20 protein-coding genes are annotated in these 22,792 nt (G+C 42.9%); 8 read left to right on the forward strand and 12 right to left on the reverse strand.

Features of this window, described 5'->3' with window-relative positions:
- Positions 1-13: 13 nt before the first annotated feature.
- Positions 14-1,117 (reverse strand): alkene reductase, encoded by a 1,104-nt coding sequence (locus P1X15_RS16055; protein ID WP_277339146.1) that lies wholly within the window; start codon positions 1,115-1,117, stop codon positions 14-16.
- Between the two features lie 99 nt (positions 1,118-1,216).
- On the opposite strand from P1X15_RS16055, the gene P1X15_RS16060 reads away from it, so the two are divergent.
- Complete coding sequence (locus tag P1X15_RS16060; protein WP_277339147.1) at positions 1,217-2,137, forward strand: LysR family transcriptional regulator; 921 nt, start codon at positions 1,217-1,219, stop codon at positions 2,135-2,137.
- Positions 2,138-2,390: 253 nt separating this feature from the next.
- Positions 2,391-4,484, forward strand: coding sequence for an ATP-binding protein (locus P1X15_RS16065; protein ID WP_277339148.1), 2,094 nt, complete (start codon positions 2,391-2,393; stop codon positions 4,482-4,484).
- Positions 4,485-4,587: 103 nt separating this feature from the next.
- Here the strand turns inward: P1X15_RS16065 and trxA are convergent, their stop codons facing one another.
- Positions 4,588-4,974 carry a thioredoxin gene (gene trxA / locus P1X15_RS16070; protein ID WP_277339149.1) on the reverse strand — a complete coding sequence of 129 codons (387 nt, stop codon included), beginning with the start codon at positions 4,972-4,974 and terminating at the stop codon, positions 4,588-4,590.
- A gap of 162 nt (positions 4,975-5,136) precedes the next feature.
- Complete coding sequence (locus P1X15_RS16075; RefSeq protein ID WP_277339150.1) at positions 5,137-6,162, reverse strand: glycoside hydrolase family 43 protein; 1,026 nt, start codon at positions 6,160-6,162, stop codon at positions 5,137-5,139.
- 313 nt (positions 6,163-6,475) lie between these two features.
- Here P1X15_RS16075 and P1X15_RS16080 point away from each other — a divergent pair, with 313 nt between their 5' ends.
- The 3 genes from P1X15_RS16080 to P1X15_RS16090 are packed head-to-tail and all read left to right on the forward strand — an operon-like array spanning position 6,476 to position 8,179.
- Positions 6,476-6,904: an ester cyclase gene (locus P1X15_RS16080; RefSeq protein WP_277339151.1), complete on the forward strand. Its 429-nt coding sequence runs from the start codon at positions 6,476-6,478 to the stop codon at positions 6,902-6,904.
- A 13-nt stretch (positions 6,905-6,917) separates the two neighbouring features.
- The gene (locus P1X15_RS16085) at positions 6,918-7,670 is read left to right on the forward strand and encodes an HpcH/HpaI aldolase/citrate lyase family protein (RefSeq protein ID WP_277339152.1); all 753 of its coding nucleotides are present in this window, start codon (positions 6,918-6,920) and stop codon (positions 7,668-7,670) included.
- A 17-nt stretch (positions 7,671-7,687) separates the two neighbouring features.
- Positions 7,688-8,179, forward strand: a complete 492-nt coding sequence (locus P1X15_RS16090) for a DUF4231 domain-containing protein (protein WP_277339153.1) — start codon at positions 7,688-7,690, stop codon at positions 8,177-8,179.
- Here P1X15_RS16090 and P1X15_RS16095 read toward each other — a convergent pair.
- The gene (locus P1X15_RS16095) at positions 8,176-8,982 is read right to left on the reverse strand and encodes a carbohydrate-binding family 9-like protein (RefSeq protein WP_277339154.1); all 807 of its coding nucleotides are present in this window, start codon (positions 8,980-8,982) and stop codon (positions 8,176-8,178) included. The genes P1X15_RS16090 and P1X15_RS16095 overlap by 4 nt on opposite strands.
- A gap of 158 nt (positions 8,983-9,140) precedes the next feature.
- Between P1X15_RS16095 and P1X15_RS16100 the strand changes: the two genes are divergently transcribed.
- Positions 9,141-9,488 (forward strand): type II toxin-antitoxin system RelE/ParE family toxin, encoded by a 348-nt coding sequence (locus P1X15_RS16100; RefSeq protein WP_277339155.1) that lies wholly within the window; start codon positions 9,141-9,143, stop codon positions 9,486-9,488.
- 2 nt (positions 9,489-9,490) lie between these two features.
- Positions 9,491-9,811 carry a helix-turn-helix domain-containing protein gene (locus tag P1X15_RS16105; RefSeq protein ID WP_409049688.1) on the forward strand — a complete coding sequence of 107 codons (321 nt, stop codon included), beginning with the start codon at positions 9,491-9,493 and terminating at the stop codon, positions 9,809-9,811.
- A gap of 216 nt (positions 9,812-10,027) precedes the next feature.
- Here the strand turns inward: P1X15_RS16105 and P1X15_RS16110 are convergent, their stop codons facing one another.
- The 8 genes from P1X15_RS16110 to P1X15_RS16145 form a co-directional block, all read right to left on the reverse strand.
- Positions 10,028-11,332: an enolase C-terminal domain-like protein gene (locus tag P1X15_RS16110; RefSeq protein ID WP_277339157.1), complete on the reverse strand. Its 1,305-nt coding sequence runs from the start codon at positions 11,330-11,332 to the stop codon at positions 10,028-10,030.
- A gap of 131 nt (positions 11,333-11,463) precedes the next feature.
- Entirely contained in the window at positions 11,464-12,567 is a 1,104-nt protein-coding gene (locus P1X15_RS16115) for a mannonate dehydratase (protein ID WP_277339158.1), read from the reverse strand.
- A gap of 80 nt (positions 12,568-12,647) precedes the next feature.
- Positions 12,648-14,093 (reverse strand): GntP family permease, encoded by a 1,446-nt coding sequence (locus tag P1X15_RS16120; RefSeq protein ID WP_277339159.1) that lies wholly within the window; start codon positions 14,091-14,093, stop codon positions 12,648-12,650.
- Positions 14,094-14,183: 90 nt separating this feature from the next.
- Entirely contained in the window at positions 14,184-15,710 is a 1,527-nt protein-coding gene (locus tag P1X15_RS16125) for a SusD/RagB family nutrient-binding outer membrane lipoprotein (protein WP_277339160.1), read from the reverse strand.
- A 19-nt stretch (positions 15,711-15,729) separates the two neighbouring features.
- Complete coding sequence (locus P1X15_RS16130; RefSeq protein WP_277339161.1) at positions 15,730-19,287, reverse strand: SusC/RagA family TonB-linked outer membrane protein; 3,558 nt, start codon at positions 19,285-19,287, stop codon at positions 15,730-15,732.
- Between the two features lie 14 nt (positions 19,288-19,301).
- A complete protein-coding gene (locus P1X15_RS16135; RefSeq protein WP_277339162.1) occupies positions 19,302-20,321 on the reverse strand; it encodes a FecR family protein in 1,020 nt (339 codons plus the stop codon).
- A gap of 59 nt (positions 20,322-20,380) precedes the next feature.
- Positions 20,381-21,064: an RNA polymerase sigma-70 factor gene (locus P1X15_RS16140; protein WP_277339163.1), complete on the reverse strand. Its 684-nt coding sequence runs from the start codon at positions 21,062-21,064 to the stop codon at positions 20,381-20,383.
- A 280-nt stretch (positions 21,065-21,344) separates the two neighbouring features.
- Entirely contained in the window at positions 21,345-21,800 is a 456-nt protein-coding gene (locus tag P1X15_RS16145; protein WP_277339164.1) for a cold-shock protein, read from the reverse strand.
- Positions 21,801-22,245: 445 nt separating this feature from the next.
- On the opposite strand from P1X15_RS16145, the gene P1X15_RS16150 reads away from it, so the two are divergent.
- Entirely contained in the window at positions 22,246-22,776 is a 531-nt protein-coding gene (locus P1X15_RS16150; protein WP_277339165.1) for a gluconate 2-dehydrogenase subunit 3 family protein, read from the forward strand.
- The last annotated feature ends 16 nt before the right edge of the window (positions 22,777-22,792 follow it).

The raw sequence follows: 22,792 nt of genomic DNA on the forward strand, positions 1-22,792 counted from the left end.
CCCAAACATCTCCTCACTCCTTTATCTTTGGATAGTCGGTATAGCCTTCTGCACCACCACCAAAGAATTTTTCACGAATAGGTTCATTGAGGGGTAATCCATTTTGCAAGCGGTAGGGCAAATCAGGATTCGCAATGAATGGGCGGCCAAAACCAATCAAATCTGCCCAACCACTTTGCAAGGCTTGTTCGGCTCTTTCGACCGTATACTTTCCAGAATAAATCATGGCACCTCCAAAAGTATGTCGATAAGCTTTTTTAAATTCAACTGACATCACCGGGGCATTGTCCCAGTCAGCTTCAGCAACATGAATATAGGCAATGCCAATGTCATTCAGGATTTTGGCAGCGGCGATATAAGTCTCCTCAGGATGATCGTCCATGGCTCCCATCAAGGTAGTAAGTGGTGCCTGACGAACCCCTACTTTGTCGGCTCCAATAGCCTCCGCTACCGCAGTGGTTACTTCTTTCAAAAAACGTAATCTATTTTCTAACGAACCGCCATATTTATCTGTTCGGTGATTGGTCTGGGAATCAATGAATTGTTCGATTAGATAGCCATTTGCTCCGTGCAATTCTACCCCATCAAAACCCGCTGCTATTGCATTGCGGGCAGCCTGTTCAAAATCTTGCACAATTTGCTGGATTTCGGGTATCGTCAATTCTCTAGGCATAGAATGCTGCTTCATATAGCCTTCGCCGGAGGTTGCATCTTTGCCGTTTTTTGCCAAAAATACTTTCACGCCTTCAGCGACTATGGCGGAGGGCGCAACGGGTGCCTGCTCATGGTCCTGTAAAGAAGTATGAGAAACTCTGCCTACATGCCACAACTGAACAAATATTTTCCCGCCCTTTGCATGGACTGCATTAGTTACTTTTTTCCAACCTTGGATTTGTTCTTGAGTATAAATTCCGGGTGTCCAGGCGTAGCCTCTTCCTTGACGACTGATGGGAGTTCCTTCAGAAATAATGAGCCCTGCCGATGCCCTTTGGGCATAATATTCCGCCATCAGGTTGGTGGGTGTCTCACCTTTGCCAGCTCTAGAACGAGTCATAGGAGGCATTACTATCCTGTTTTTTAAGCTGAGATTTTTTAAATTATACGCTTGAAATAGCATTGTGTTATTACTTAAATGATTGATAATGCAAATTTCTATCAGAAAATATTATCATACAAATAACTTAAATTGTACATTTGTATCAGAAAAATAATAGATATGCGATGGAACTTAGAATGGCTGCGTACTTTTAAAGCCATATACGAAACAGGAACTCTCTCTGCCGCAGCGCAGGAACTATTTATATCCCAGCCCGGAGTAAGCCTTCACCTTAATTCGTTGGAAGCTTATACAGGATATAAGCTATTTGATAGAGCAGCTCGGAAAATGGTACCTACTGAAAAGGGAAAAATATTATACAACTTTTTGTTGGAGCCTTTAAAAAAGCTAGAAACCGGCGAACAGCACTTTCATAAACGCTCTAAAGAAGAAAGAGCTACGATAAGTGTGGGGATGTGCTTTGAAACTTTTCAGTATACCCTTGAAGAACACATTAATGAGCTTCCCTTCAATCTCATTATTAAGTTTGGTGAATATCCACAGATGCAACAGGATTTGGACAATGGACTGCTGGATCTTATTGTGAGTCCGCAGAAAGGAAATCAGCAAAATTTGCAATATCAACCTTTTTCAAAAGAACGAATTGTACTAATCGCAGGCAATCAAACCAAGACCGCTGACATAGAGGCCTTACTGCACAGTGGGCATACGACCAAAGCAGCTAAGTTGCTCAAGCAGCAGCTCTGGTACAGCACCGCTGCTGATATGGAGCACCTCAAAAACTTCTGGCTAAAGCACTTTGGAGAGCATCCAGATTTTAGTCCCAATTACATTGTTCCCAACATCAGTTCTATCATAAGATGCTTAAGTGATAGTACGGGGTTTTCGGTGGTGCCAGATTTTTTGTGTCGTGATGCCATCCTGTCAGGCAAAATCAAGCTGGTTTGGGAAGGAAGTAACCCATTGGAAAACACTCTTTATTTTGGTACTCGCAAAAAAACAATCTATGAAAGAGAAATAGCTCAACTTGAAACCTTGTTTAAAGCAAAATGGGAATTGACCGAAAAACTATTTCCTTGATAAGTAGTGAAACTAGGATGATTGAAACGACAATTATTGTATCCATAAGTGTCGTTTCATGGTTTTTGCTCCTAGAAAAGGTTACTGTCGATTTTGTGGTCAATTTGATAAGTTCTTTTAGATTTGTACCTTTTAAGAAGCAATACTTTTTTCTTTTGACGCGCAAAAATATAGTATACGTATACTGATGGCGGTATACTTGAGAAGAATGTATAGCTTTTAGAAGGAAAAATTTCCGTAACTAAATTTACGTATGAATACTCTAAAGGGGGTTAGATTAAATGGTTACACCATTACTATTGTTTTTTTGGTGCTTATAGCTTTCTTAACCTCTTGTCAGACAAATTCTACCCAAAAGGTCAACTATCCTGATATCTCCAACAAAATTATTGATCATGCGGGCGAATTGGGCCCTACCGAAACCCCTCAACGAGCCATAAGCTATTTAGATTCTGCCTATCATAGATTTCCTAACGCTGGGCCGGAAGACCTGTGGAAAAAATATCGCTTCAAATTTGAATACTATCTTTATCACGAATATACACCTACCCTATTAAGAAATGTCATCGATAGTATGTATACGGTGCTAGGAGGAGAAAATGGGCCTTATAAAGAACTTTATGCACAAACTTTTTTTTCGGAAGGAGACGCTCTGATGAATGAGTACCTCTATTCTGATGCTTTTGACCGCTATTACCGAGGCAAAGATTTTGCAAAAAAACACTTGGATTCCTGTAAATATTCCACATTTAGCTACGGTTTGGGAATCGTACGTTATAAACAAGAACAATATGAAGAAGCCAACACCATGTTCAGAGAGTTTCTGACCGAAAACAGCCGTTGCCGCTCAGGATTTAATGAACGACTCATGCTTCCCTACAACGCGCTCAATGCTATGGCTCTGTGCTTCGAAAAACTAGGCAAGCTAGATAGTGCCCTTGCTTACTATCAGAAGAGTCTATCTTTTCTTGATAATCGAGCACCAGAATTTCTTCCCGAAAAAGCTTCTTATTTTGAAAGAGCAAGAGGAGTGGTATATGGCAATATGGGCGGAGCATATCGCAAGCTGGGTAATGCTAGCCTTGCCGAATTGTATCTAAAAAAAAGCATTCAAATCAATAAACGTCCTGGATACGAAATGCCCGACGCTCTTACGGCAGAAATCAAACTAGCAGAACTCTACCTTCAATCTAAGCAGTATGCTAAGGCCGATAGTACTTTGAGGCAAGTACAGGCAGGAATTGACAAACTCCGGCATATGAAAAGGCAAGTAGGTAGTTCATTGCTCCCTTACTATCGCCTAAGTTGGGCGCTGGCCGATAGCCTTGGACATAGTAGTAGAGCCTATCAGTTTTTGAAGTCATATCAACGTTTGCAGGATTCTATCGCTAGTATCAACACCAAAAAGCAACCCAGAGATATTGGCTCTGTTTTTCAATTAAAAGATCAACAATATCAATTGACTTTATTAGAAAAAGACAACAAAATCGCGCAGCAAACCTTACTGATGGTTGCTGGGTTTTCGGCTATGTTTGCGCTTCTTCTGGGAGTGGTTTGGGTAAATTACAGACGTTCTTCCAAACAAGTAAAAGAACTCACTCGGCTCAATCAACTCATTGGAGACCAAAACCTCCACATGCAAGAAGCATTGAGAGATTTAGAGCAAAGTCAAGAAGACAATAGCCGTCTCTTGCGCATCGTAGCTCACGATTTGCGTTCTCCTATCAGTAGCATTGCATCTTGTATTTCGTTGTTGCAAAGTGATAATCTAACGAAGGAAGAAAGAATGGAGTTTTTGACAATGATACAAAATGCTTGCTCCAATACTTTGGCATTTACCAATGACTTACTACACACTCATTCCCAAAAAAAACAACTACAACTTTCTCCAATCAACTTACGTCTAATCCTCCAAGACTGCATCGATGTACTACAACCTAGAGCCTACAGCAAACAGCAGCATATCGAACTCGACGGGACTGATTTGGTGGTGTTGGGAAGTAGCGAAAAAATATGGCGAGTGGTCAGCAATCTTATCACCAATGCCATTAAATTCAGCACATACGAGGCTATCATTAAGGTGAAATTATCCCAAGAGGGCGATAAAGCGCGAATCGCTGTAATTGACCAAGGTATTGGGGTTCCAGAAGATTTAAAAAACAAACTCTTCAGTACAACTGGCGAAATCGGTAGGGCAGGCACCGAGGGTGAAGAGTCGTTTGGGTTGGGATTAGCGATTTCCAAACAGATAGTGAACGCTCACGGTGGTCATATTTGGTTTGAAAGTCAGCAAGAGCAAGGAACAGTATTTTTTGTGGAGTTACCACTATCCACAAATCATCAATGATTGTGTTTATCGCACAAGAAATCATTTGTTTTTGGGAAGTTTTCTTTTTGTCTACCTTGTCCTCAGTAAGTATTTTTGAATAATAGGGGTAGGACGAAAACCGTTAGTTTAGTTGCTTCACCACTTCTTCTTTAGGAATATAACCTACATTTTGCCAGACTAGGCTTTTGTTTTTAAACAACAATAAGGTGGGTAGACCTTCAATACTGAGCTGTTGGGCTAGTTCGGGGTTGTCGTCGGTATTGATACGAACAAGCGTGACTTTGTCCGACATTTCGGTTTTGATTTCTTCGAGGTAAGGGGTCATTTTTTTGCAAGGGCCACACCAATCTGCGTAAAAATCTACTAAGATCAGTTTGTCAGAATCTAGTAAAGCGTCAAACTGAGTTCGAGTCATATTGACAAGGTTTTCTTGCTGATTTTGCTTCGTACCACACCCTCCTAATAGCCACAATAACGTCAATATAAATGCAAAACTATGTCGTTTCATCTTCAGATATATTTAGTGTGTATGTAAAATTTGAACAAATCTCGGTCATTTTTTTTGCATATAATGCAACTTTTGTCACATAATCTATCAATGTAACTCTAAAAACGCCTTTTCTAACTTTGCTACATCTAACGCAGGTAGCAAAGTTAGAAACTTTAACTATTAGCGACGAGGTACTGACAATTCAATGCTGGTTGATAGCGGACTTCCAAATACGGGTGTGCCGTTGGCACTGAAAGTAAAAGGTTGCATACGAGGGGAGCGCTCTTTTCCGCATCCTTGGCCTGCTTCACTATTGGCGTGGTAGAGTATCCAATTCTGACTTCCGTCGGGAGATTTGAAAAAACTATTGTGACCAGCCGCGTGAGTTCCTTTGATGTTGTTGGCCCAAAAAACAGGAGTAGGGTGTTTTTTCCAAGAAGAGGGATTCATCAAGTCGGCATCAGGAGCGGCATAAATCATTCCTAAAGCGTAGTAGTCCGTCCAACAGCCACTTGCTGAAAAAATAATGTTGATTCTGCCATTAGGGCTTTTTAAGAATTGCGGGCCTTCGTTGACCAAAACGATAGGTTTATCATCAGGTCCTGGGCGATAGAGCGAGCCATGTTGTTCCCAGTCAAATTGAGGGTCAGAAATTCGTACACGGGGTCCTACGCAGGTCCAAGGATTGCTCATTTTGCATAGATAAATATCTTGACGACCATTTTCATCTCCTTCCCAGCCCGACCAAGTAAGATAAAGCTGCCCTTTATGTTCAAAAACCGACCCGTCGATAGCCCATTTGTTTTCGGGTGTTTTGAGTTCGCCTTTCATCGTCCATGTACCTTGCGTAGGGTCAGCAGCGGTATTTTCTAAGACATAAAGACGGTGATTGCGGTTTCGGCCATCGTCAGCGGCAAAATAGATATACCATTTTCCCCTTAGAAAGTGAAGTTCAGGCGCCCAAATTTCTTTTGAATAAGGCCCCGTGGCAGGAGGAGTCCATACCGTAACTTTTTGAGCAGTAGGAAGCTCAGATAGATCTTTGACTTTCCAGATGTTGAGGTCTCGGGTGGTGGTATGCATATAATAGTAATAACCATCTTTATAAAAAGACCAAGGGTCAGCTCCAGCGGGTAGGAGAGGGTTTTTGAAAGTCTGGGCTTGTAATAAGGTGGGGATAAGTAAGAGAAAAAGGAAATTTTTCATTTGTGAACGGTGGTTAGTTTACTAAAAAATGCGTCGGGAACTTTAAGTATTACTAGCTGTAAAGACACAACAAAGGCAAAATTACTTTCTAGATAAGTTCATTGGGCAGCGCGCAAGAGGAAGCAAGCCAACTTAAAATACGCTTTTTAAAGCCTATTTTGACATAACAAACTTCACAGATTATGAGGGGGTTGACTAATCTGAAAACCGAAAAATAATCTAATAAGACTTTGTATAAAAGGCATGTAATAAATGATTACATTTGGGCAGATAAAATTCTCAATCGTTAAGAAAACCTAAATCCTTTACCGCAATGGCGACAGCCAACGTAGAACGCAACAAAGCTATCATGCGTAGCATTGTAGAAAGCAATGATGCGCGTCAATTTGACGCCTATTTAGACGTAGTTTCCGAAGATTTTGTAGGACACAATCATTTTGTTCCGGGCGATTTGCGCGGCAACAAAGCCTTGAGCTATTTCTTTTATCTGACCGAAGCTGTAGCGTTTCCTGATGGAGTGCATACGATTCACCACCTATATGGAGAAGATGACTTAGTTACGCTCGAGCTTTCTTATACGGGTACTTTCGTGGCACCTCTTCCTAATGGTACTCCCCCCAATGGCCAAGTGTGTGAGTTTAGATACAACATGATTTGCCGCTTTGAAAATGACAAAGTCGCCGAAATCTGGTGGTATCCTTATGATTCTTATAGTCTTATGAAACAACTCGGCATGATTTAATCCTTCTCTTCTAATGACTTTCAAAGAAAAACTTCAGGCGGGAGAGATACTCTATGGCCTTACGCTGACGCTTGGCTCTCCCAAAATTGCCGAAATCATCGCTCATTTAGGCTTTGATTGGATATGGATTGAAGCGGAGCATACTACCATGAGTTTGGAAGATATTTTGGCACAGTTGCAGGCGGTCAATGGTACCACTACTACCACCATAGTGAGAGTGGATAACAACGACGCTACTACCATAAAGCGGGTGCTGGATACGGGACCGGGTGGCATTATTGTCCCTTCGGTCAATACTCCCGACGAAGCCAAGAAAGCGATCAAAGCCCTTAAATACCCTCCTCTCGGCGAACGAGGAATAGGACTAGGACGAGCGCAGGCCTATGGGCAGACTTTGGGTGAATACATCAAAACCGCTAATGATAAGCTTGTGACGCTTTTTATGATTGAACACATCATGGCGGTTCAAAATATCGAAGAGATTTTAGCGGTGAAGGGCCTCGATGGAGTTATTGTCGGCTCACTTGATTTGGCAGGAAGTATGAATCTCCAAAATGATCTGGGAAATCCTCTGCTCGAAATCGAAGTCCAAAAAGTATTGGCGGCTTGCCTGAAAGCGGGCGTGCCTTGTGGCATCTTTGTGGGGAATGCGCAGCAAGCCAAACTCCGTATCGACGAAGGTTTTCGGATTGTGACTTTGGGGGCGGATGTATTCTTAATAGCCGCTGCTGCCAAAAATGCCCTTGATTTGGTGAAAGCAACCTAAACTAAATTTTAAAAACCATGAATGATGAACAAAACACCCGAGAAGCACTGTTGCGGCTGATTGACAAAGTACATCACCAATACGAAATTTGGTATGCTAAGGTTTCTAAACGAAACCACCGCGTGTGGTATAGTCTTCAGCTTGTATCATTATTGTGTGGATTTTTGACGTCTATTTTTGTAGCTTTCCAAACAAAAGCTACTTGGACACCCAATATCAAACTTATTTGTGCCATTATTCCTCTCATTGGCTCGTTGGCTTCGACGGTAGTATTGCAATTTAAAATCTTTGAAACGTGGCGTTTGCGCGAAGAAGGGCGTATTTCGTTTCACAATCTGGTCAATTATGCTAACAGTGAGCTGTTGAAATGTAAAATGCCTGAGGATTTTCAGCAACTGTTTGAGACGATTACGCAGAAGACCAACGAACTCGAAAACGAACAGTCTAATAAGTATTTTTCGCTGTATGGAAGTAATTTTATTGCCTCTTTTCCTACCAAAAAAACTTAAAAACTGACAAACTCTATTTTACTCCATTGGTCGGGCAGGTGCGTGTCATAAACTCCGTGGCTATTCAAAGCCATCGCGGGGTGAGGTTGTACTTCTTTGCCTCCTACCATAAGTTTTTGAAACCTTCCCAAAAACATACGCCAAATATCACCGTGGGTAGGAGGAAGGGTGCGGCCATGGGCAAGTAACTCCAAACTCTGCCAAGGAATGGCGATTTCGACACTCCAGCCTTGGTCAATATCGCTGTGGTCGTTGAGCGTACCATCCACTTGTACGGCTGTTTGGAGGCCAGGCATGTCAAAGTTCGTAAACGCCCAACGAATGCCCCTTGGATGAGTTCCTTTCCAAAAAGTAGCCCCGCTCCGGTCGTAGTCTCCGCCAAAAGTATAGGCCTGAGGCTGGTGAACATCAAACTGTGGGATATCAAATTTGCTTCCTTTGGTATAAGCATCTTTCCAAATAAAGAAGACTTCGTATAGGGTATTGGCGGCGTTAATTTCTAGTTCATAATAGCAATCTTCACCGTCGATAAACACTTCTAAATCGTTTTCAAGAAAGATAATGCTATCTCTTTGGGTGAGTTTTGCCTCTACAAAAGGCTCTTCGGCCACAAAAGCAATGTAAAGATAGGTGTCATTCCAGAGCAGAGCCGTTTGGGTATTGTACATACCAGCCTCACCAGTGGTCATGTCCACAAAACGCTTGCTCCAAGTGGCTTTTTCCCAAATATCTTTCTGGATATTGCCGTCGATTGTAATGGTTTCGGTTATTTTCTTTGCTTGATAATCTGCACAGGAAGCCATAAAAGTTGAGGAATGAGTTTGTTTGCTTAAAAAAACAAAACCTAGATTGTAAATACAAACTTAGGGGCTGTGTTCTGCAAACTTTGTGAAATACAGAACTAAAAGATTGCCAAGTGTTGTTTCCTGATTGGGAAATCTATATTTTTAGCAAAAATATAATGAAGCCAAATTTTGATGTAGCTTTCTTACCAGAAGCAGTAGAGTTTCTAGAAAGCCTTGACGAGAAAGCAAGAGAAAAAATCTATTACAATATCAAAAAATCGCAATTTGTGAATGATCGCGAGCTTTTTAAAAAACTTAATGAACATATTTGGGAGTTTAGGACATTATTTCAAGGAAAGGCTTACCGGCTTTTTTCATTTTGGGATAAAATAGACGGAAAGGAAACGTTAGTTGTAGCAACGCATGGTATTTTAAAAAAAACTCAAAAAACTCCCATTAAAGAGATTGATAAAGCAGAAGAACTGAGAAAACAATATGTGAGTAATAAAACCAAGAAAAAATGATTATGAAAGACCAACTCAAAACAGTCTCTTTAGATACAATGCTTGATAAGCACATTGGAAAACTAGGTACAGAGAAGCGAGATGCGTTTGAAAATGAGTTAAGGATAGATTTGTTAGGGCATGCACTCAGGCAAGCTCGAAAAGAGCGAAATTTAACGCAGCAGCAATTAGGAGAGCTTGTGGGAGTCCAAAAGGCTCAAATTTCTAAAATTGAAAATAGTGTAAAAAATGCTAGACTTGAAACTATCTTGAAAGTGTTTGATGCACTAGGAGCAAAAGTAAATTTTAATGTAGAACTCAGTAACGAAAAATTTGCTTATTGATAGGGGTATTAAGTAGTAAAGCAAAAGTTTTAGGGTGTTTTATTGGACGTAATTTGTTGATTTTTAACAAATAACAGTTGGGAAATAACGATTAACTTGTGCTTTAGCACTTAAGCATCATTTAGGATACATATTGTTAATAGAGAGATAACCATTATCATAAAATAGCCATTTCAAAATTGCCAATACGTACCCATCTCTTTTGCAAAAAACAAACTACCAACGAACGGATTGGAACTTCCAGCCCGGAACTACCTTTTGCATTTCGATTTCGTCGTCGCGCTTGGTGAGGCCACAGGCTAGGTAGTTTTGGTGCAATTTGGCAAGGGCTTCGCGGTCAAGTTCCACTCCTAGTCCAGGGCCTTGGGGTACTGCTACTGAGCCTTCTTCAAATTTTAAACGTCCTCCCATAATGATTTCGTCTGATTGCCACGGATAATGGGTATCCAAAACATATTTCATACTCGGTAGTGCTGCTCCTAAATGAACCATAGCTGCCAATGAAATACCCAAATGACTATTGGAGTGCATCGACAATCCCCTTCCAAAAGTCTCGCAGATGCCTGCTAAGGTCATAGAAGAGCGCAGCCCTCCCCAAAAATGGTGGTCGCTCAGGATAATATCTTCCGAACCTACGGCAATGCTATTAGGAATATCATCAAAGGAGGTAGTACACATATTGGTAGCCAAGGGCGTTTTGAGGGCTTTTCTTACCAATGCCATATTGGCTTGGCCACGTACGGGGTCTTCGAGGTATTCGAGGATAGGCTCCATTTCTTTCCCGTATTTGATGGCTGTTTCCACCGTCCAGAGGGCATTAGGGTCAAGACGAAGCGGCACATCTGGACCAAATGCTTCGCGTAGGGCGATGATAGCATCTACTTCTTGACGAGGCTCGAAGGCTCCACCTTTGAGTTTAATCGACTGAAAGCCAAACTCTTTGCACATGGCTTTGGCTTGGGTTACGATTTCGGCGGGGTTGAGTGCACTTGCTTGGCGTGCCGCTGCCCATCCTGTAGCATTGGGGTCGATGTTGAAACCTAACTCTCCGCCAGCACCTTCAAATTTATAAAATAAGTAAGCCGAAAAAGGAACGTGGTCGCGCATTTTGCCACCTAATAAATCTACCACAGGGCGTTCGGTAATTTTGCCAATAATATCCATGCAAGCTACCTCAACCGCGCTAAAAATATGTACAAGTTTGCGTTGGTCCCAAGGAGCTTCGCCACGTTGGGCGGCGGTTTCGGTGCCAAAATGCCCTTCTAAAACGTGTCTGATTTGATTGAGCTGAAATACATCTTTCCCGATAAGCAATGCACGAGAAGCTTCTAAGGCGATGTCGATGTCTTTATTGCCCGGGATTTCGCTGATACCCGAGATGCCATCTTCGGTCACTAGCTCTACGACTGTCCGCAGAGCATAAGGAGCATGCAAACCAGCGGCATTGAGGAGAGGAGGGTCAACGATGGCAATCGGGGTAATGTACATTTCCTTGATGCGAGGGCCCGTTTTGTGAGTCATAAGAGTAAACTTTGTAAATGAAAAAATAAACGCTAACCATAGAAGCCGGCAGTCCCGATATTCTAATAGTTAGCGTTCAAAACCAGTTTTAATTTTATGTAATAAGTCCGTGTTTTTAGGGAAAAATAATTTTAGACGTCAGCCGAGACCGTTTGGAGCAATCCTTTGATATAACCATAACAAAAAGAAAATGCTTGTAAGCCGCTATTGGGGTCGGGGTGAGTGGGTACGTGGTCGGGCATCACCATTCCCGAATAACCCACATCTCGCAAAGCCCGAATGACCTGTACGAAGTTCATGTCGCCGTTGTCGGGATATACTTCTTGAAAATTGTTCCAACCGCCTTTGATGTTACGTAAATGCACATTGAAGATTTGATTGCGTTCACCCACCCATTTGATGATAGGAAGTATTTCAGTTTTAGGGTCTTTGAGGCCTTCCGCGATTGAGCCTATACACAGGTTAAAGCCATGATATTCAGTGTCGTAAAGTTTGGCAAATCTCTGGATGCCTTTGAAGACATCAGGGCTATTCCAGCGGGTAATACCTCGGTATCCTACGGGTGTGGGAGGGTCGGCGATATGGTTGGCGAGTTTTACTTTGTATTCTCTGGCAACGGGTAAAATACGGTCGAGCAAGTAAGTGATTCGCTCAAACATCTGATCGATAGATACATCTCCCGCTCTGGTTTTGGGATCGTTACGTTTAATGGCTTCTTCATAATTCCACGTGCTGTAGGCGGCATTGCCACGTTTGGGGTCAATAGTTTTGCCAGTACGTAGTACGGGCAAAATCGTAGTATTATAATTTAATACTTTGATGCCGCTTTTGCCCGCTACTTGAATCATTTGTTGTAAAATTTCAATTTCGCGGTCTCTTTCAGGGCTTTTGCCAAGCATGATATTGGGATATTCGACGCGGTCAATACCCGCCGAACTCAGCGGGAAGTGATAAGCATCAAGACTGATGCCGTATTTTTCGCAAGCTTCCTTTTTGGCTAGCGAATCTTCCAAATCCCAACCTTTGCCCGGAATCGTCTTAGGGGCACCGCCGTCAAGGTTATATACGCCGTGGCGTGCTTTAAATTCGAGATTCTCGATTGAAGTTCCACCTGATTGGCAGCCCACTTTCATCAGTACTTTTTTAGGAGGGGTGGCTTGGGCAGGTTTGGATTCTAAGACAGCCGCTCCTACCGAACCCGCCGTTATGACTTTTAGAAAATTGTTACGATTCATAAGTATGATAGGTTGAAAGGTTCCGAAATTTGTTTTCAATTTTAGAGAAATGTAGTTTGAAAAAAGAGGGAGATTAGTTGTTAGATCAGAGGAAACAATTTAGCCCCAATTATAATCACTACCAGACCCGTAAGTCCCATTACAACCAACAAGGGTGAGATAGTTTTAAGAGCTTCTTTTTCGGTAAGATTACTGAGTTTGCAAATAATCCAAAAGCCAGCGTCGTTCATCCAAGGCACAAGCTTTGAGCCACACCCAATCGCTAATCCTAGATATACAGGGTGAAACTCTAAGTTGGCATTGCTAGCCATTCCTGATAGTATCCCCGAAGCCGTAATAAGTGCTACCGTGGCCGAACCTTGTGCCGTGCGTACCACTGCCGCAATCAAAAATGCCAACGGAATAAGCGCCATTTGGTATTCTTTGGTCATATCGGCAATGCGAGAACTGATGCCTGTTTGTTGGAGCATTCCGCCAAAAGCTCCTCCAGCGGCGGTGATTAATATAATCCCCCCTCCGCTCATAAGGGCGGCTTGCACAAAAGGTGTCAGGCCGTCTTTGTTGTTTTTTTTCTGCTGGGCCAAAATCAATAGAGCCACAATTCCCCCCGTAACAATCGCGATGTTTTTATCGCCAAAAAATTTAACTAACGCGATGAAATTTTGTACCAAGGGAGAAAACGCTTGAATATCAGCCGCTTTATAGAGCGCGTTGATAGCAGTATCAGCACAAATAAAAACCAATGGAATCATGACAGGCAGCAACGACACTCCTAATGCAGGCAAATGCTTATCTTCTTTGGCCGCAATAGATTTAATATCTTCGAGCTTGGCATCTAAAGAATCACGAAGTTCGATAGGCCATTTTTTGTTGGCCCAAAGAGCAAAGAAATAGCCAGAAGTAATCGTAAAAAGTCCCACAACCGTTCCGGCAATCATCATCAAGCCAATGGGAATGTGCATTTCGCCAATCAAAAACAAAGGCCCAGGTGCAGGGGGAACAAGGGAGTTGGCCATGGCTGCACCCGCCATGATACAAAGTACCAATAAAAGGTAGTTTTTCCCGATGCGGAGAGTCATGGCTTTGGCGAGAGGCATCATCAGAAAGATAACCGTATCAAAAAAAACAGGAATGCCCAAGAAAAAGCTACTCACCAGAAACGCAATTGGCGCTTTTTCGATGCCTGTCAAGCGAAGCATCGAACGGATGATTCGCTCGGCGGCGCCGCTTTCAAGCATACATTTGCCTATGATTGCGGCCATTGCAATCAAAATACCGATTTTGGCGCAAGTATTTCCAAACTCAGTGGCAATACGCTCGCCAATACTTTTTTTAGACAGCGCCAGCGCAGCCGCAGGAGTGGTACCTTTGGCTAGGGCGTATTGCTCAATCACGGAGGCAGGAGTGAGTAGTGCTACTACAAATGCCCCTAACAATAAAGCTAAAAAAGGATGTAATTTGAGGCCAATAATACCGCCAACCACAATAACTACACCAACGGATAAAATAAACAGAGGGTCTGACATCAAAAAAATAGGTTTAGGATTTATGTAAAAGGGCTACTTGGAGGCAGCTCTTTGGGGCGGGGTTTGTATGATAAATATTAAATAAAGGTGTTACTTTTTGTCCCACCATATTCGGGTATCGAGGAGATTAGGGCCTTGGCGACTTATGGCTTGCTCCACATTTACCTTATTGACATTCAGCTCGGCATCCGTATAGGTCAGACGACGAATAAAAGGCTCCGTTTTGAGATCGCTACCCGGAAAAGGATTGGGAGTAAGAATCGGAAACCCACTGCGACGAAAATTGGCCCACGATTCGGGACCATTTAAAAAAGTAGCTACCCAATATTGGGTGTTGATTTGCTCTAATTCTTTACCCGTAGCAAGTGGATTGGCTTGTACATAAGTGATAATCGCGGCGTCGGCAATAGCGGTATTGGTTCCATAGCTCGCAAACTGTTGCATGTTGGCTCTGATACCGTTACTATAAAAAGTAGCGGGGTCGCCAGTTGTCCATTTTCTAAAGGCAGCTTCGGCGAGTAGGAGCTGGGTTTGGGCATAAGTAATCAAAAAACTCGGCGCCGTCAGACTTGCCATGCGTGTACGGTCCAATTGACTATAATCCCATAGGCTCGCCAATTTTTGGGCAGCTACCGCCGAACTGATAGTGGTATTGTCGTACCCAAGAGGAGCACCAATCTGAACTGCAGGCGTACGATTGGCGCGGGCTTCTACTTGCTGCGCTCCACTTGTAGCTCCTACATAACGCACGGCAATCGAAGCTAGGCGTGGGTCGTTGTTTTTGCTTAAATAACTCACAAAATCTTCCGCCAAATAGAAGAAAGCCGATTGTCCACCGTTGAGCTGAGAACCTATTGGATTGGTAAAGCTTGCATTATGTCGAATGATGGCATTGTCGGCGTTGGATTGCATTACCCCTCCTGCCACGGCTTTGGCTACGTATTCGGCGGCTTTGGTGGGGTTGACTTTTGAAAGGCGCATGGCCGCTCTCAACAACAAAGAATAGCCCAAGCGTTTCCATTTGACGACATCCCCATCATAAAGCAAATCGCTTGCTACTTTGGCTTTGGCGGCATCTAGTCCCGCCGAACCTGCGTCCAATTCGCTCAAAATAGCATTATAAACCGATTCTTGACTGTCGTAAGCGGGAGTGGCAATGCCTTCTAAGTAGCTTCTTCCTGCTTGCGTATAAGGAATGTCTCCGTAAGTATCAGTAAGAATCATAAAACTATAGGCTTGCCAAATCCGAGCCATATTGTAGAGGTTGGAGCGAGCAGGTACATCTTTGGTTTTGGCAATGACATCCGTTAGCTCTTTGATATTGGTCTGATAAAATGTATTCCAATTGCCGGCTGCTACAGAACGATTGTCTTGGTTGAAATTGGCGGCCGAACCTTGACCACTAAAAGGCGTAATCATTTGTTTTACGATAGTTGTCTCATAACTCAAATTACCGTAAGCAGGAGCGGTATTTACAATGGCCGTATTGAGTTGATAACTTGGCTCTACCGCCGTAAGGGCAATGGGGTTGACATTCATTTCGTCAAATCCTTTGTCGCACCCAAATAGAAACAAACTAGTTAGGGTCGCACCAATATATTTGTTTAATGTCTTCATTTTGAGTCGTTTTTATGAATTAAAATTTAACATTAAGGTTAAATCCAATATTGCGAGTAATAGGCAAACCTGTCGCTTCGAGGCCAATCAGGTTGTCGGAAGGAAATCCAAATTGCTCGGGGTGAATATTAGGGACCCATTTTTTGAGAACTGCCACGTTGTTGGCAACGGCATTCAGTCTGATGCCTTTTACAAAGCGTGACGAACTAGGCAAGAATTTTGAAAAATCATACCCTAGCGTGATTTGGCGAAGCTGCCAAAGGCCCGCGTTGTACACAAACTCCTCGGCGATGTTTTGAGAACGTACCGTTTCGTAATAAGCTTGTACTCCCGATTTGGTTTGATTAACTTCCCCGTTGGGGTTTACACCATTGCCAATCACAAAGTTTTCGGCACGCCCTACGAGGGTTGCTTTGTGTAAACCGTGGCGCCAAGCGTTGTGATTGGTACCCGAAATCATCTTGTGACCTAGTTTGAAATCAATCAAAAACGAAAGATTGATGCCTTTATAAGTGAAACTATTGGTGATACCACCTACCCACAAAGGAAGTGCGCTGCCAAATGCGATTTGGGTAGGAGTACGCAATGGGCGACCATTACCAGCGTCAAACACCTGACGGCCTTGGGCATCTCTTAAATACCCAAATCCGTACAATTGCCCCATCGGCTGACCTACCACTTGGCGAAGCTCTCCCGTGAAATCGCCAGTACCTACCGTAATCATGTTGTCGCTTACTCCTTCTCCAAGATTTAGCACTTTGGTTTTATTGTAAGCGGCGTTGAAAATAGCGTTCCAGCTGAAATCATCTCGTCTGATGGGGTTTAAATTGAAAAGCATTTCAATTCCTTGGTTACGGCTTTGACCTACGTTGATGAGTTGGGTTAAATAGCCACCTGCATTGGAAGTCTGTGCGCGTAGTATTTGGTCAGATGAAAGCTTGTCGTAATACGTAAAATCGATTCCTAAGAAGTTGTTGAACAATTTGAGTTCAAAACCAAACTCTTTTTCCGAGACTCGCATGGGGCGCAAGTTGGCGTTGGGCACTGTTGAGCCATTGATACTAGCGAGTGGTTGAGCTACACCAGTTGGTGAAGGAAATTGCTGGGGATTGATGTTGTAAAATAAGTTGTTGGCATAAGGCGAAACGTCGGTATCGCTACCCACTTCAGCGTAAGCAGCTCTGATTTTACCGAAACTAATCCAAGTGGGTAAAGAAGTAGCAAAAGCTTGTGAGAAGACAAAACTTCCCGTAACTGACGGATATAAAATACTGCGATTGGCAGGAGATAGGGTTGAAAACCAGTCGTTTCTGACGGTTCCGTTCAAGAAGATATAATCCTTGTAAGACACCTCTGCCGAAGCGTATAATGAATTAACTTGTCTTTCTGAAAAATCATAAACGGCATCTCGTTGACGGCTGTTGCCAATCGTATACAGGCCTCTTGTATAAAAATCTTGGACAAACACGTTGTGCCGGCTAATGCGGCGGTACATTTGGTTGCCACCTACGTTGGCATTGATTCCAATCGCCCCAAAAGTACGATTGGCACCCAACAAAAAGTCAGCATTGAGCTCGCGTACATTGCGAGCATCTTGTACATATTGCCCATTCACGAAGCCCGCAGGTGCGGCAGGCTGGCGTTGGGTACCCGTTGGGAGATTGTAATCTTGCTCACGTGAGTAATAATCCTGTCCAATACGACCTTGCAAAAACAACCAAGGCGTAAAATTGTACCGGGCTGTGAGGTTTCCAAAGATACGGTCGTTGTGGATATTGTCGAAACGCTTAAGGGCAAAATAAGGATTGGTACGGTTGGTAAATCTCGACCAAACAGTTTCGTTTCCGTTGGCATCTTCGGCGTATTTTTCCAACAAATCTAGCGGCATAGAATTAGCCATGTTGAAAATCACCACGGGACTATAATCTTGCTCGGCGATGTTGGGTGGATTTTTACGAAATTCGTTTGAGTAATTGACGTTGCCCGATACGGTCAATTTCTTGGCCAATGTTTGTGTAAAGCCTAGGTTGACAGTACGGCGGTCGTAGCCTGAGCCTCTCAAAATGGTGCGGTTGTCGAGGTTTGAAATCGAAAGGCTAAAGCCGCCATTAGCTCCACCCGACGAAAGAGAGAGAGTATTAGTCCAAGTATATCCTTTTTGATAATATTTCGTGATTTGGTTACGCTGTGGCTCGTAAGGTACTTGCACCCCATCAAATAGAATTTGGGTCATGCCAGGTTGGAATTTTTCGCCAAAACTCCATTGTCCAGAGGTAGGAAAAGGAGCGGTAGGCCTAGCACCATTTTCACCCTGCCCGTATTCGTATTGATAATCAGTATAATCGAGCGGAGTTTCGGAAGTAAAGTTGGAATTGTAACTGAGCGAAACCCCTGAGCCAGCGCCACGGCTTTTGGTCGTAATCATGATTACGCCATCTTTTGCGCGTGAGCCATAAAGCGCCGAAGCTGCCGCGCCTTTCAAAACGGTCATGGCTTCGATATCGTCGGGATTGATACTACTCAGGCCGTCGCCGCCGTCGGAGGTACGGTTGCTTCCTCTTTCCGACACGTCTCCGCGCGCTCCGTTGTTGGTGTTATCAATTGGCACCCCATTTACTACGATAAGAGGGGAGTTGTTGCCTCCAAAAGAAGATTGACCCCGAATCCTGATTTTGCTCGTACCCGCAGGACCAGAGCCTAGCGAAGTGATATTGACACCTGCCATTTTGCCTTGAAGGGCATTCATGAAATTGGCGGTACGGTTTATCGTCATTTCATCGGTACCTACAGTGGCGGTGGCGTAGCCTATGCTTTTGGCTTGTTTTTTGATACCGAGCGCCGTCACTACTACCTCACCGAGCGATTTGCTTTCGGGGGCTAAAGCAAGGCTGATATTGGTCTGATTGCCAACGGTTATTTCTTTGCTTTCATAACCTACATAGCTAAATACCAATATGGAAGAGGAACTAGGGACTTCCAACTGAAACCCGCCTTCGGCATTGGTAGTGGTGCCTCTTTGAGTACCTTTGATAAGAACACTCACGCCAGGCAAAGCTTGCCCTTTTTCATCCACTATTTTACCCTTGACTGCTTGCTCTATGACTTCGATGCGAGTCGACGTTTTTAGAAGCGGAATATCTGCAATTTGGGGCTTTTCGGTAGAGATTTCGGGGCTGATACTCTCCTGAAATCGGGCTTCGGCAGCAGCCGTTTTTTTTGCTTTTTTGGCTTCTAAAATCACGTATGAGCCATCTTTGACTTTTTTGTAACCCAATCCCGTGGCTTTTAAGACCTGCTCTAAATTTTGCTCAAGTTGAGCATTGGGATTGATTAAATCAGAAGAAACGGTGATACCTTCAATCAGCCCTCCCTCAAACAAAATATCGACGTGGTATCTGCTTTTTAAATCTTTGAGTACATCGCGTAATTTGAGCGTAGTGGGAGCGGAGAGGGTTTCCGCTTTTTTGGGTAGTTGATGAGCTCTGGCGTAGGTTTGAGCCCAGCTAGGTCGTCCGCATAAGAGCAGCGAAAGGAGAAATATCCCCATCCAGCATGATTTGTGTAGGTTTTCCTTCATTTTACAAAAAGGGTTTAAGGGGCAGTTGAATGATCGGTAAGTATTACTGAGTCGCCATTTCTGACGATATTGATATTGAAGATTTGAGAAATGATTTCGAGAAGTTCGTCGGCATTTTCAGCCCTGAAAGAGCCTACTAGAGTGCGTTTGGCCAATGCTTGGTCTTCAATCTTGACTTTGAGACCGTAGTTTTCTTCCATGATTTTGCCCAATTCTTCTAGGGTAGTATCATCAAACACAAATCGATGGTCTTTCCAAGCGGCGTATTTTTCGGGTTGTGAGGTTACGATTTGTTGTAAATGATTGCGTTGGTCGAGGGTTACTAGATCGCCAGGTTTCATCATGACCTGCTTTTGAGCTTGGCCTTCTTGGTAGCGTAGCTGTACTTTGCCTTTGTTGAGGACTACTTTGGCGCGTTGTTGGCGAGAATAGACCGTAAATTCCGTCCCCAATACCACTACTTCAAAATCTTTATCTGTTTTAACCACAAATTTTTGATTGTTGGTTTGGTGTGTGACAGCAAAATTTGCTTCCCCTTTTAGGAATACTTCGCGGGTTTTTGCTCCAAATCCAAACCTTGGCACCCGAAGCGAAGAGTTGGCATTGAGCGTAACTTGGGTCTTGTCCGAAAGCAAAATAGAGCGCGTTTCTCCAAACGTAGTCGAGTGGGTTTGATACACTATATGGTCCTCAAAAAACCACCCTAATGCTATCAAAGTGAGGCTTAAAGAGGCAGCTATCATGAGTGTATTCCAAAACCTCGGTGAAGACTTTAATGAGGCCTTTGTTTCTTTGAAGATTTCATAAGTGGGATCGGCTTCAAACTTGTCGGCATAGGCATGAAACTGTTTGAGAGCCTCGGGGAGTTGGGTGAGGTATTGCGGATGCTGATATTCGTATTCGACGAGCCACTTATAGAACAACTCCTCGTTGGCGGGCTGTTTTACCCACTCATCCACCATTTGTTTTTGTAAAGCCGATGTCTTACCTGACAAATAGCTAAATATGAATTCTTTGTTGATTTCTGCCTTCATTGATGCACTAGAGTAATAGTTCTTAAAAACCGGTCAAAGCATAGAGACGCTACCAAATCTTAAAAGAAAAGACTTGAAAGCAAGCTGATAAGGGAGAGCATCCACTTGTCTTTGAGGAGGCTGCGGATATACTGACTGGCGCGGTTGAGTTGGACATCTACCGTCTTGACAGAGAGGTTGAGTTCGTCGGCGATTTCTTGGTACTTCTTTCCTTCAAATTTGCGCATGAGGTAGATTCGACGGCGTTCAAGAGGAAGTTTGTTGACGGCTTCTTCCACGTCATGATACAATTCTTCAAACTGACTGATTTGGTCAGGTTGGGATTCGTCCAAAATGGGTTTTTGGGATGCTTCGAGTAGGTCGGCTTTGCGGCCCAAATCCCAACGAAGATAATTGTAGGCGCGATTGCGTACGGTTCGAAATAAGTAAAGACGATAAGAGGTGTCGATTTCGAGGAAGGTCTGTTTGGTATAAAATTGAAAAAAAATCTCTGATACCAAGTCTTCGGCTGTTGCCCTTGAACCTACAAATTTGACGGCATGAGTACACATCGGCTGATAGTACCTCTTGTAGAGCAACTCTACACCTAAACGAAGATTTTTTTCGAGTGTTTTTCGAATAAACAGCTCATCATCAGTCTCAAAATGAGAACTATAATTCTCGGAAGCGGCATGAGGAGGAAGAGATTCTCCAAAAGGGGTAGAGCCTTTGTTGTCGCTGTGGTCGGGATAGACTTGCTCCATGTTTCTTTCTTTATGACAACTTCCTGTGGGAATTGTTAAACTTTGAGTAACTTATCATAAAGACAAACAGTGTACACAAAACTCCTTACAGCAATAGGAAAATATTTTTATTTTTTTGAACGATATTTATTTGTGTATTGAAATAAAAAAGAGAAATGTTCATTTATATGCGTGTGAATGAATGATATGTTGTTGATAATGAGGGTATTGGATGTGTAAAATAGCAAACGCCTCCAGAATTCACTTCTGGAGGCGTTTGCTATGAGAGTATCAACGAATGCTAACTGATTTTTTTGACCGAAACGGCACTGGGCCCTTTTTGGCGTATTTCTACTTCAAAAGTGACTTTATCGTTTTCTTTGATAGGGCCAGACAGTTCATGAACGTGTACAAAAATACTTTCTTGGGTTTTGAGGTCTCTAATAAAACCAAACCCTTTTTGTTCGTTGAAAAAACTTACCACTCCTTCTCTGACAGTTTCTACAGGATCGATGTCTTCTTGTTTTGAGATTCCGACTGGAATGTCTTCGGTATTGATAGTTTTCTTTTTGCGGGGGTCAGGAGGAGTATTTGTAAGGTTGCCGTTTTCGTCAACATACGCAATCATATCATCCAACGACATACCTTTTTTGGCATTGGCTTGCCGTTCTTCTTTTTTTTCCTCCTTGTCTTTCTTCTTTTTTAGTTTTTTCTTTTCGCGTTCTTTTTTACTGAAAGTTTCTTGTGAACTGGCCATATTTTTCTTTTGCTTGGGTGTTTGTATCTGCTTTTTTGGGAAGTAACAAAAAAAGCAGATGAGTGAAGAGATATACCAAATAACTAAAGTGGGTCGGCTTAGTGACTTGCTTAATTGCCTATAAGAGTTGTAGAACTACAAGTTTACAAAGGAAAATAGGGCTTTGGTAGTCTATATAGTACAAATAACGTGATTTTTGGATTAATAATTTCGCTTTTTCAAATATTATATCAAAAAAACTCACTCAGGGAGTGAACACCAAGCAAGTAGATAGATATCCCTATAAGAGGTAGCAGACAGTAGCTATTTCGGTGAGCTACCTCATGAATTTGAAGGGTTATTTTTTAGTTTTGGGCTTTTGTTATTATTTGCATAGTTTTTTGAAACCGAGCTAGTAAGATTGACTCGATTCATTCTTTATCATTACTAAACCACCCGAAAAAACATGAACCGTAGAGATGCTATTCAGCAGGTTGCCCTCCTTTTGGGGACTATGATTTCTGCTCCAACCATGGCCGGTGTATTGGGCCAAAAAACTAATTTAGGGGAAAGTGTACTCGTCTCCGCCGAACAAGAGGCTTTGTTGGCCGAAGTAGCTGATGTGATTATCCCCACTACTTCTACTCCAGGAGCTAAGGCTGCGGGCGTTGAGAAGTTTATCGTCAGAGTAATGCGCGACTGCTATCCCAAAGAAGACCAAGAGGCGTTTTATACGGGTCTTACAAAGCTCAATTCTGAAAGTAAATCGAAGTTTGGGAAAGGATTTAGTGAACTTAATGGTACCCAAAAAATCGAAATGGTAAAGCATACAACGTCCAATGATAAGCCTTTCTTTTTACGAATGAAAGAATTGACCGTAACAGGCTATTTTACGTCTGAAATCGGAGCTAAGCAAGCGCTAGAATATCTACCGATTCCGGGCAGATTTGAAGGATGTGTACCGCTTAAGCCTGGTCAAAAAGCTTGGGCTTTATAAGCTAGTAGAAGTTCTG

The sequence above is a fragment of the Runella sp. MFBS21 genome (assembly GCF_029433105.1).
GTDB lineage: Bacteria > Bacteroidota > Bacteroidia > Cytophagales > Spirosomataceae > Runella.

What these genes read in the sequence shown, in the direction of transcription:
- P1X15_RS16055 (WP_277339146.1), bottom strand. Translation starts at nt 1,117, where the DNA reads ATGCTATTTCAAGCGTATAATTTAAAAAATCTCAGCTTAAAAAACAGG.
- P1X15_RS16060 (WP_277339147.1), top strand. Translation starts at nt 1,217, where the DNA reads ATGCGATGGAACTTAGAATGGCTGCGTACTTTTAAAGCCATATACGAA.
- P1X15_RS16065 (WP_277339148.1), top strand. Translation starts at nt 2,391, where the DNA reads ATGAATACTCTAAAGGGGGTTAGATTAAATGGTTACACCATTACTATT.
- trxA (WP_277339149.1), bottom strand. Translation starts at nt 4,974, where the DNA reads ATGAAACGACATAGTTTTGCATTTATATTGACGTTATTGTGGCTATTA.
- P1X15_RS16075 (WP_277339150.1), bottom strand. Translation starts at nt 6,162, where the DNA reads ATGAAAAATTTCCTTTTTCTCTTACTTATCCCCACCTTATTACAAGCC.
- P1X15_RS16080 (WP_277339151.1), top strand. Translation starts at nt 6,476, where the DNA reads ATGGCGACAGCCAACGTAGAACGCAACAAAGCTATCATGCGTAGCATT.
- P1X15_RS16085 (WP_277339152.1), top strand. Translation starts at nt 6,918, where the DNA reads ATGACTTTCAAAGAAAAACTTCAGGCGGGAGAGATACTCTATGGCCTT.
- P1X15_RS16090 (WP_277339153.1), top strand. Translation starts at nt 7,688, where the DNA reads ATGAATGATGAACAAAACACCCGAGAAGCACTGTTGCGGCTGATTGAC.
- P1X15_RS16095 (WP_277339154.1), bottom strand. Translation starts at nt 8,982, where the DNA reads ATGGCTTCCTGTGCAGATTATCAAGCAAAGAAAATAACCGAAACCATT.
- P1X15_RS16100 (WP_277339155.1), top strand. Translation starts at nt 9,141, where the DNA reads ATGAAGCCAAATTTTGATGTAGCTTTCTTACCAGAAGCAGTAGAGTTT.
- P1X15_RS16105 (WP_409049688.1), top strand. Translation starts at nt 9,491, where the DNA reads ATGAAAGACCAACTCAAAACAGTCTCTTTAGATACAATGCTTGATAAG.
- P1X15_RS16110 (WP_277339157.1), bottom strand. Translation starts at nt 11,332, where the DNA reads ATGACTCACAAAACGGGCCCTCGCATCAAGGAAATGTACATTACCCCG.
- P1X15_RS16115 (WP_277339158.1), bottom strand. Translation starts at nt 12,567, where the DNA reads ATGAATCGTAACAATTTTCTAAAAGTCATAACGGCGGGTTCGGTAGGA.
- P1X15_RS16120 (WP_277339159.1), bottom strand. Translation starts at nt 14,093, where the DNA reads ATGTCAGACCCTCTGTTTATTTTATCCGTTGGTGTAGTTATTGTGGTT.
- P1X15_RS16125 (WP_277339160.1), bottom strand. Translation starts at nt 15,710, where the DNA reads ATGAAGACATTAAACAAATATATTGGTGCGACCCTAACTAGTTTGTTT.
- P1X15_RS16130 (WP_277339161.1), bottom strand. Translation starts at nt 19,287, where the DNA reads ATGAAGGAAAACCTACACAAATCATGCTGGATGGGGATATTTCTCCTT.
- P1X15_RS16135 (WP_277339162.1), bottom strand. Translation starts at nt 20,321, where the DNA reads ATGAAGGCAGAAATCAACAAAGAATTCATATTTAGCTATTTGTCAGGT.
- P1X15_RS16140 (WP_277339163.1), bottom strand. Translation starts at nt 21,064, where the DNA reads ATGGAGCAAGTCTATCCCGACCACAGCGACAACAAAGGCTCTACCCCT.
- P1X15_RS16145 (WP_277339164.1), bottom strand. Translation starts at nt 21,800, where the DNA reads ATGGCCAGTTCACAAGAAACTTTCAGTAAAAAAGAACGCGAAAAGAAA.
- P1X15_RS16150 (WP_277339165.1), top strand. Translation starts at nt 22,246, where the DNA reads ATGAACCGTAGAGATGCTATTCAGCAGGTTGCCCTCCTTTTGGGGACT.